Annotated in this window: 1 protein-coding gene; it reads left to right on the forward strand. The window is 54.9% G+C overall.

The features are described 5' to 3' along the window. On the forward strand, window positions 1–326 hold a 326-nt coding region (locus K5Q73_RS21485), incomplete at both ends, for an Ig-like domain-containing protein (RefSeq protein ID WP_220766212.1).

A 326-nucleotide genomic window follows, 5' to 3' on the forward strand; every position in this document is an offset into this window, starting at 1 on the left:
CTCGTCGACAGCAATAGCATCAATGTCAATGAAGAGACACAAAATACGTCTTTAGGCCTCAGCGCACCAACCGATGCTGATGGCGATAACCTCACCATTACGGTCACCGGCCTACCGACTCTGGGCACCGTCACCCTCGCTGATGGTACTGCGATCACCAATGGCATGCTCTTAACCGCTGGCCAATTAGAAGGCTTGCAGTACGATGCGCCTGCCGACTATGACAGCGGCGATGCCGTGGGTAACTTCACCTACAGCGTCAATGACGGCACTGTCACTGAAAACGGCAGTGTGGCGATCACGGTCAACCCAATGAACGATGCGCC

Source organism: Shewanella sp. MBTL60-112-B2 (assembly GCF_019655055.1).
Taxonomy (GTDB): domain Bacteria; phylum Pseudomonadota; class Gammaproteobacteria; order Enterobacterales; family Shewanellaceae; genus Shewanella.